The organism is Streptomyces sp. NPDC005648 (genome assembly GCF_040605395.1).
Classification (GTDB): Bacteria; Actinomycetota; Actinomycetes; order Streptomycetales; family Streptomycetaceae; genus Streptomyces.
Genome location: NZ_JBEXCS010000179.1, coordinates 1 through 7,288, shown reverse-complemented (window position 1 = coordinate 7,288; position 7,288 = coordinate 1). Strand labels below are relative to the sequence as shown.

At 73.0% G+C, this 7,288-nt stretch carries 7 protein-coding genes; 5 read left to right on the top strand and 2 right to left on the bottom strand.

Translation table 11 applies throughout. The features are described 5' to 3' along the window. Window positions 1–101 precede the first annotated feature (101 nt). Complete coding sequence (locus ABZT17_RS44555; protein WP_356357908.1) at window positions 102–1,541, bottom strand: PepSY-associated TM helix domain-containing protein; 1,440 nt, start codon at window positions 1,539–1,541, stop codon at window positions 102–104. 149 nt (window positions 1,542–1,690) lie between these two features. Between ABZT17_RS44555 and ABZT17_RS44550 the strand changes: the two genes are divergently transcribed. Then, on the top strand, window positions 1,691–2,335 hold the full coding sequence (locus ABZT17_RS44550) for a peptide deformylase (protein ID WP_356357907.1): 645 nt from the start codon (window positions 1,691–1,693) through the stop codon (window positions 2,333–2,335). 40 nt (window positions 2,336–2,375) lie between these two features. On the opposite strand, the gene ABZT17_RS44545 is transcribed toward ABZT17_RS44550, so the two are convergent. Continuing rightward, entirely contained in the window at window positions 2,376–3,809 is a 1,434-nt protein-coding gene (locus ABZT17_RS44545; RefSeq protein ID WP_356357906.1) for an NAD(P)/FAD-dependent oxidoreductase, read from the bottom strand. A 121-nt stretch (window positions 3,810–3,930) separates the two neighbouring features. Between ABZT17_RS44545 and trxA the strand changes: the two genes are divergently transcribed. The 4 genes from trxA (at window position 3,931) to ABZT17_RS44525 (ending at window position 7,137) form a co-directional block, all read left to right on the top strand. Next, window positions 3,931–4,317 carry a thioredoxin gene (gene trxA / locus ABZT17_RS44540; protein ID WP_356357905.1) on the top strand — a complete coding sequence of 129 codons (387 nt, stop codon included), beginning with the start codon at window positions 3,931–3,933 and terminating at the stop codon, window positions 4,315–4,317. A gap of 199 nt (window positions 4,318–4,516) precedes the next feature. Beyond that, window positions 4,517–5,578, top strand: coding sequence for a helix-turn-helix domain-containing protein (locus ABZT17_RS44535; protein WP_356357904.1), 1,062 nt, complete (start codon window positions 4,517–4,519; stop codon window positions 5,576–5,578). 35 nt (window positions 5,579–5,613) lie between these two features. Then, window positions 5,614–6,102, top strand: coding sequence for a peptidase inhibitor family I36 protein (locus tag ABZT17_RS44530; RefSeq protein WP_356357903.1), 489 nt, complete (start codon window positions 5,614–5,616; stop codon window positions 6,100–6,102). Window positions 6,103–6,174: 72 nt separating this feature from the next. Beyond that, window positions 6,175–7,137, top strand: coding sequence for a hypothetical protein (locus tag ABZT17_RS44525; protein ID WP_356357902.1), 963 nt, complete (start codon window positions 6,175–6,177; stop codon window positions 7,135–7,137). Window positions 7,138–7,288: the final 151 nt, after the last annotated feature.

Sequence of the window (7,288 nt, the reverse complement as noted above, 5' to 3'; positions counted from 1 at the left end):
GTCGCCGGCAAGCAGGGCGGAGGTGGGCGCCGACTGGTCATACCGCCCGTCCCGGCCGTCGTGTCACGGTCACTCCACCGCGGCGGGGATGTCGCCGCACGCTACTCCACGGCGGGGTCGCCTCCGTGCGCGCGCCGGTGCGCGATCTCGCCGAGGACGACGTCCGCGAGGAGGAATCCGGCGAGCGGGATGCCGAACAGCGGGACGAAGTAGCCGAGTACGACGACGACACCGACGGCCGGGACCAGGACCAGCGGCGGCACCTGCTGCCAGGCCCCGCGCGGGATCGGCCGGCCGAAGGAGGAGCCGCGGCCGCGCTGCCACCACATGCGGTAGCCCCAGACGATCAGCAGGAACAGGGCCAGCGCGAGCGCCATCAGGGCCAGCTGGTTGACCAGGCCGAACAGGACGCCGGTGTGCAGGTCGATGCCCCAGCGGGTCAGCTTGGCCAGCGGCGGGTGGTCGTCGAACCGCAGCACGTCGGTGACCTTGCCGCTGGTCGGGTCGACCGCGACCGAGTCCTGCTTTTCGGGCCAGCTGCGCTGGATCTGCTTGACGACGTAGGCGGATCCCGCGTCGGCGGGCGGCACGATCTCCACGGGGTCGCCGAGCCCCTCGGCCCGCGCGACCGCCAGCACCTTGTCCAGACCGACGCCGTGTTCACCGGAGCCCGTGGACGCGGAGGCTCCGTGGCCGGCGTGCTCGCCGCCGACCGCCGCGGAGACGGACGGGGTTGCCTGGCCGAGCGAGGTGCGCAGTTCGTCGATGGAGGCGCCGGCGTACGTCGACCAGGTCAGACCGGTCGCCGACAGGAAGAAGAACCCGGCGGCGGCCCAGACGCCGACGGTGCCGTGCAGACCGAGCGTGCGGCGCCGGCCGCTGGTGCCGCGGACCTTGCGCAGGGCGCGGCGGCGGGAGAACCACAGCACCAGTCCGCCGCCGGAGATCACCCACAGCCAGCTCGCGGCGAACTCGCTGTACAGACGCCCGGTGTCGCCGAGGCGCAGGTCGCGGTGGAACTCGTCGATCCAGGTCCGCAGGGGCAGCGCGCCGGTCGAACCGTACTGTTCGAGAGCGCCGCGCACCTTCGCGGTGTACGGGTCGACGAAGACCGCGAGGGTGTGGTCGGGGTCGACGCCCTTGACGCCGGACAGCAGCACCCTGGTGGTGGCATCGGCCGCCGGGGAGGGCCGTACGGCCGCCACCGTGCCCTCGGGGTGGGCCTCGCGGGCCGCGGCCACCTGCGCGGAGATCGGCAGCTTGCCGTCCCCCACCTCGGCGACGGTCATCTCGTGGTCGTAGACGAGCTTCTCGGCCTGGAACGCGCCGGCGTACAGGAAGCCGGTGACCGCGGCGACGAGCAGGAAGGGGGCGACGAACACGCCCGCGTAGAAGTGCAGACGCAGGACGAGGGGCCGCAGCGGGGCCCACCGGCTCGGGGACGGGGCCGGGGCGGGCCCGGACCGCGGAGTCTCGTCCGACGGGGGTCCACCCGGTCGAGCGGAGCCGGGATTGGGGGAGGTCGAGGGAGCGGTGGACATCGGCGGGCTTCTCCGGGGGACGGGGACGGGAGGATGAGGCGGTAGCGGTCCAGTAGTCGGAGGAGGACGGCGCCGAGTTCCCACAGCGCCAAGTGGTCTGCGTCACACGCCGATCCGTCCCCCGCCGGATGCCGTGGCATCCTGGCCCGATGGCAACTCCCCGTGATCACGCACCCCTTGCCGAGCAGGTCGAGCAACTCCTCGCCGGCGAGGGCCCGCTGACCGTCGTCGCGGCCGGTGACCCGGTGCTGCGGCGGCCCGCCGAGCGCTTCGACGGACAGCTCGACCCCGCCCTGCTGGCCCGTTTCGTCGAGGCGCTGCGGCTGACCATGCACGCGGCGCCCGGCGTGGGCGTCGCCGCCCCGCAAGTCGGGGTGGCACTGCGGATCGCGGTGATCGAGGACCCGGCCCCGGTGCCGGAGGAGGTCCGGCTGGTCCGGGGCCGGGTGCCGCAGCCTTTCCGGGTCCTGGTCAACCCGTCGTACGAGCCCGTCGGCCCCGAACGGGTCGCCTTCTTCGAGGGCTGTCTGAGCGTGCCGGGCTGGCAGGCGGTCGTGGCACGGCACGCCCAGGTCCGACTGACGGGCGAGGACGAGCGGGGGCGTCCGCTGGACGAGGTGTTCACCGGCTGGCCGGCCCGGATCGTCCAGCACGAGACGGACCACCTCGACGGGACCCTGTACCTGGACCGGGCCGAGCCGCGCTCGCTCTCCTCCAACCAGGCGATGGCGGAGCGGTGGGCGCAGCCGGCACCGGACCGGGCCGCGGAGGCACTCGGCTTCGAGCTGCCGTAGCGCGTCACGTTCCTCGGAAGGAAGTCCCTTCCCCTGCCGGTCAGTTGTCCCGGTACGCCTCCAGCAGCCGCAGCCAGACCTCGCTGATGGTCGGGAACGACGGGACCGCGTGCCACAGGCGGCCGATCGGGACCTGGCCGGCGACCGCGACGGTGGCGGAGTGGATGAGTTCGCCGACACCGGGGCCGACGAAGGTCACACCGCGCAGGATCTCCGCCTCGACGTCGACGACCATACGGGCGCGGCCCTTGTAGCCGTCGGCGTACAGGCCCGCGCCGGACGCGGACGTCATGTCGACGTCCACGGCCCGCACCCGCAGTCCGGCCTGTTCCGCCTCGGCGAGGGAGAGGCCGACGGCGGCCGCCTCGGGGTCGGTGAAGACGACCTGGGGGACGGCGTGGTGGTCGGCGGTGGCGGCGTGGGCGCCCCACGGGTCCGACTCCAGGATCGGTGTGCCCATGGCGCGGGCGGCGATGGCGGCGCCCGCGATACGGGCCTGGTACTTGCCCTGGTGGGTGAGGAGGGCGCGGTGGTTGACGTCGCCGACGGCGTAGAGCCAGTCGCTGCCCGTCACCCGGAGGCTGTCGTCGACCGGCAGCCAGCCGCCCGGTTCGAGGCCGACCGTGTCGAGGCCGATGTCGTCCGTGCGGGGCTTGCGGCCGGTGGCGAAGAGGATCTCGTCGGCCTCGATGCGGTCACCGGCGTCGGTGACCACCACGACCGTGCCGTTCTCTCGGGTCACCGACTCGACCGAGGTACCGGTGCGGACGTCCGCGCCGGCCTCGGTGAGGGCCTCGGCGACCAGCTCTCCGGCGAACGGCTCCATTCGGTTCAGCAGGCCCTTGCCTCGGACCAGGAGGGTGACCCGCGCGCCGAGCGCCTGCCAGGCGGTGGCCATCTCGGTGGCGACCACTCCCCCGCCGACCACCACGAGCCGCCCGGGCACCTGCTGCGCGCTCGTCGCGTCCCTGCTGGTCCATGGCTTGATCTCGGCCAGGTCCGGCAGATCGGGCAGCACGGCGTCGGTCCCGGTGCAGACGGCGACGGCGTGCCGCGCGGTGAGCACCTTGCGGGTGCCGTCCGAGCCGGTGACGGTCACCGTGCGCGGACCGGTCAGCCGGCCGTGGCCGCGGTACAGGTCGGCGCCGATGCCGTCGAGCCACTGGGCCGCGCCGTCGTCGTGCCAGTCGGAGGTGTAGTAGTTGCGATGGGCGAGGACCGCCTCGGCGTCCAGGGGGCCCTGCACCGACTGGCGCAGTCCGGGTACGCGGCGGGCGTCGGCGCGGGCGATGACCGGGCGCAGCAGGGCCTTGCTGGGGATGCAGGCCCAGTAGGAGCACTCGCCGCCGACCAGTTCGCTCTCCACGACCGCGGTGGACAGGCCGGCCGCGCGGGTGCGGTCGGCGACGTTCTCCCCCACGGGCCCGGCCCCGAGCACCACGACGTCGTACGCGATGGTTTCCGTTTCCGTCATGGGGTCAGTCTGGTGGGTGGTGTGGCCTCGGGCCACACGGGTAGGGGCGCGGAATACGCGACCGGCCGGCCGCGTTGTGCCGACGGCTTCGCCCCGACAGCAGGAAGAGGGAATTCAGGTCATGAGCAGCACCGTGGAGCTCACCAAGGAGAACTTCGACCAGACGGTCACGGACAACGACTTCGTCCTGATCGACTTCTGGGCGTCCTGGTGCGGGCCGTGCCGTCAGTTCGCGCCGGTGTACGAGAAGGCGGCCGAGGAGAACCCGGACCTGGTGTTCGGCAAGATCGACACCGAGGCGCAGCCGGAGCTGGCCGCGGCCTTCGGCATCCAGTCGATCCCGACGCTGATGATCGTCCGCGACCAGGTCGCCGTGTTCGCGCAGCCGGGCGCCCTGCCCGAGGCGGCCCTGACGGACGTCATCGGACAGGCGCGCAAGCTGGACATGGACGAGGTCCGCAAGGCCGTCGCCGAACAGCAGGCGCAGGCCGAGCAGAACGGCCGGTGAGACACCCGGCGCCCGGCACCGAGCGGCCCGGCCCCGCCTGGCTCGAATGCGATCAGCCCTGAGAAGTACGTCCCGCGCGACTACCGCAGAGGTTTACCCACGTCTGTGACCTGTGGTCGATTCCGCGGCCCCCTCCCTGCCGACATCCTGTGCGGGGTGCCGCAGGGGGCGGCCGGGGGAAGAGGGACTCAGGGTGATCGTGACAACCGTACGCAGCGAGGACTTACCGCGGTCGGACCGGTTCGACTGGTGGTGCGACCTGGTGGACCGCACCTTGGCACCGACCCGCCTGAGCAGCGGCCGCGCCGACGACTTCAGGGCCAGCGCCCTGTTCCTCGACCTGGGCGTGGCGCGGGTCTCCGCGCTGTCCGTCCCCGCGCTGCGCTCGCGCCGCACTCCGGCCCTGATCCGCCGGTCGGACCCGGAGACCTTCGGGCTCGCACTGGTCACGCACGGCACGACGGGCATGTCGGGCTACGGGCACGACACCGGTCTGGGCCGTGGCGACTTCCTCCTCTACGACACCTCACGGCCCTACGACGCCTGGGCCGGGACCGACCGCGGCACGGCCGGCCTCGCGGTCGTGCACCTTCCGGTGGCCGCGGTGCTCCTTCCACCGGACAGGACCCGTACCCTGCTCGGCAGACGTCTGCCGGGGGACGGCGGCATCGGCGCGGTGCTGCGGCCGTTCCTGGAAGGCCTGGTCACGGGGTCACGGCGCTGGAGCCCCCAGGACGCGGCACGGCTCGGGTCCGTCACCCTCGATCTGGCGACGGCGTTCCTCGCACACCACCTCGACCTCGGCGACCGGCTGCCGGCGGAGACCGGCCGGGAGGTGCTGATGGGCCGCATCCACGCCTTCATCGAGCGGCACCTGGGCGACCCGGGGCTCTCCCCTTCGAGCGTGGCGTCGGCGCACCACATCTCGCTGCGCTATCTCCATCGGCTGTTCGAGCAGCAGGGCAGCACCATCGGCGCCTGGATCAGACTGCGCCGGCTCGAACGCTGCCGCCGGGACCTGTCCGACCTCCATCGCCACCACGAGCCGATCCACGCCGTCGCCGCCCGCTGGGGCTTCACCCACCCCGAGCAGTTCAGCCGCCAGTTCCGCGCCGCCTACGGGATGACACCCCGCGACTGGCGGCGGTATGCCGCCGGCACTGTGCACGGGGCGTCCGGGAGTGTGCACCGGGCGTCCATGACCCGCGGCGCCCTCGACGCGAGAGTGAGGGGCGTGCCCACCGGCGACAGCGGCCGGTGACCTCGGCACCCGAATCCATCGCATCGGAGGAGACAGTGCTGCTCACCCGTAGGATCACCGCCCGTATCGGTATGGCGGGCGCGGCCGCGGCCCTCGCACTCGGCGGACTGGCCACACAGGCCAGTGCGTCGAGCGCGGTCATCGACGGCTCGAACGGCTTCGCCAGCCCGTCCAGTTGCAACACGGGCAGCGTCTACTACTTCTGCCTGTACTACTCGCCCGACCACACCGGCGGCACCAAGGCCTACACCGCCACCGCCGTCTCCACCATCAGCGGCGACTTCACTGGCACCAGCCACCCGGTGCGCAACGACGCGGCCTCCGCCGCCAACGGCAGCGGCTGCCATGTCGGCATCTGGGTCTCCCCCGGATACACCGGGAACTCCAACTGGATGAACAACGGCAACCGGGGCGGAAACCTCACCTCCGCCAACAGCTCCGGTTCCGTCCCGCAGTTGCGCAACAACGAGGCGTCGATCGCCGTGGACGATTCCACCAACTGCCCCGGTGTCGGCATCGGCTGACAGATCGTCAGGGGGCTTGTCCGTGCCGTCCGGCGCGGGCGAGCCCCTCCCCCGGACGCGGAAGAGGAAGCGATGACCGTATGGCGTAGAACCCGTTGGGCCCTGGCGGGCTGCGCGGCGGCGGTGGCCCTCGCGGTCACCTCGTGCCAGTCCTCGGCTACCGGCCCTCCCCGGAACCCGCCCTCCACGACGGCGGTTCCCGTGGTGACCAGCGTCGAGGGACTCCATCTGCCCGTCGAGGCCTACATGCTGACGCCCTATCAGTCCGTGCAGGAGGACTGGGTGCGCAGTGCGGCGGTCAGCGCGTGCATGCGCGGCTTCGGCCTCTCCTACCCCGCCGGTGTGCGTCCCGTGCGGCACGGGACGGCCGAGAACGCCTTCACGGTGCTGTTCCGGCGCTATGGGGTCACCGAGGCCCGCAGCGTCCGGGTGTGGGGGTATCACGTGCCCCGCCCGGGCGGCCCGGCCGCCGCCCGGGCCGTCTCGCCGGTCAAGGGCCGTCTCCCGCCCGTGGTGCGCGCGCTCCTCACCGGAGTCGACGGCTCGGGCCGGCGCGTGGTCCGCCACCACGGCCGCGCCGTGCCCCCGGGGGGCTGTCTGGGCGCGCCGCAGACGCCGGCGGGCACCGGTCTCGACGAGCTTCAGGGCCCGGGGACCTCGGCGGACGGAATCGTCGCCGCCATCAAGGCGGACAGCTTCGGCCGCTCCGAGGCCGACCCGCGGGTCGAGGCGGTCGTGCGCGCGTGGTCGAGGTGCATGAGCGCCCGTGGTTACCGGATCCGCGATCCTCTTCACGCGGCGGCCGTCCCGTCCATGGACGCACCGGCCCCGACCCGCGCCGAGATCGCGCGGGCCGAGACGGATGTCGTGTGCAAGACGCGGACGAACCTGGTGGGGACGTGGTTCGCCGTGGAGTCCGCGTACCAGCGGGTGGCGATCCACGCACACCAGGACGAGCTGGCGGCCGTCGCCCGGCGCCGCGACGCCCTGGCGGCGCAAATCGAACACCTCTACCGGTCGTACGGCGGCCGGTAAGGGTCCGGGGCGGGACAAAGGGGCACGGGGCGGCCAGGGCGGGTTGCGAAAGTCCCGCCTGCCGCTCGCCGCCCGGCACGCCGAGAGCACGCCCAGACGCCGCCCGGCCCGCCCTCCGGGCGGACGACGGGACTTTCGCAACACACCCTAG

Coding starts and splice junctions, on each gene's coding strand:
- ABZT17_RS44555 (WP_356357908.1), bottom strand. CDS start 1,541: ATGTCCACCGCTCCCTCGACCTCCCCCAATCCCGGCTCCGCTCGACCG.
- ABZT17_RS44550 (WP_356357907.1), top strand. CDS start 1,691: ATGGCAACTCCCCGTGATCACGCACCCCTTGCCGAGCAGGTCGAGCAA.
- ABZT17_RS44545 (WP_356357906.1), bottom strand. CDS start 3,809: ATGACGGAAACGGAAACCATCGCGTACGACGTCGTGGTGCTCGGGGCC.
- trxA (WP_356357905.1), top strand. CDS start 3,931: ATGAGCAGCACCGTGGAGCTCACCAAGGAGAACTTCGACCAGACGGTC.
- ABZT17_RS44525 (WP_356357902.1), top strand. CDS start 6,175: ATGACCGTATGGCGTAGAACCCGTTGGGCCCTGGCGGGCTGCGCGGCG.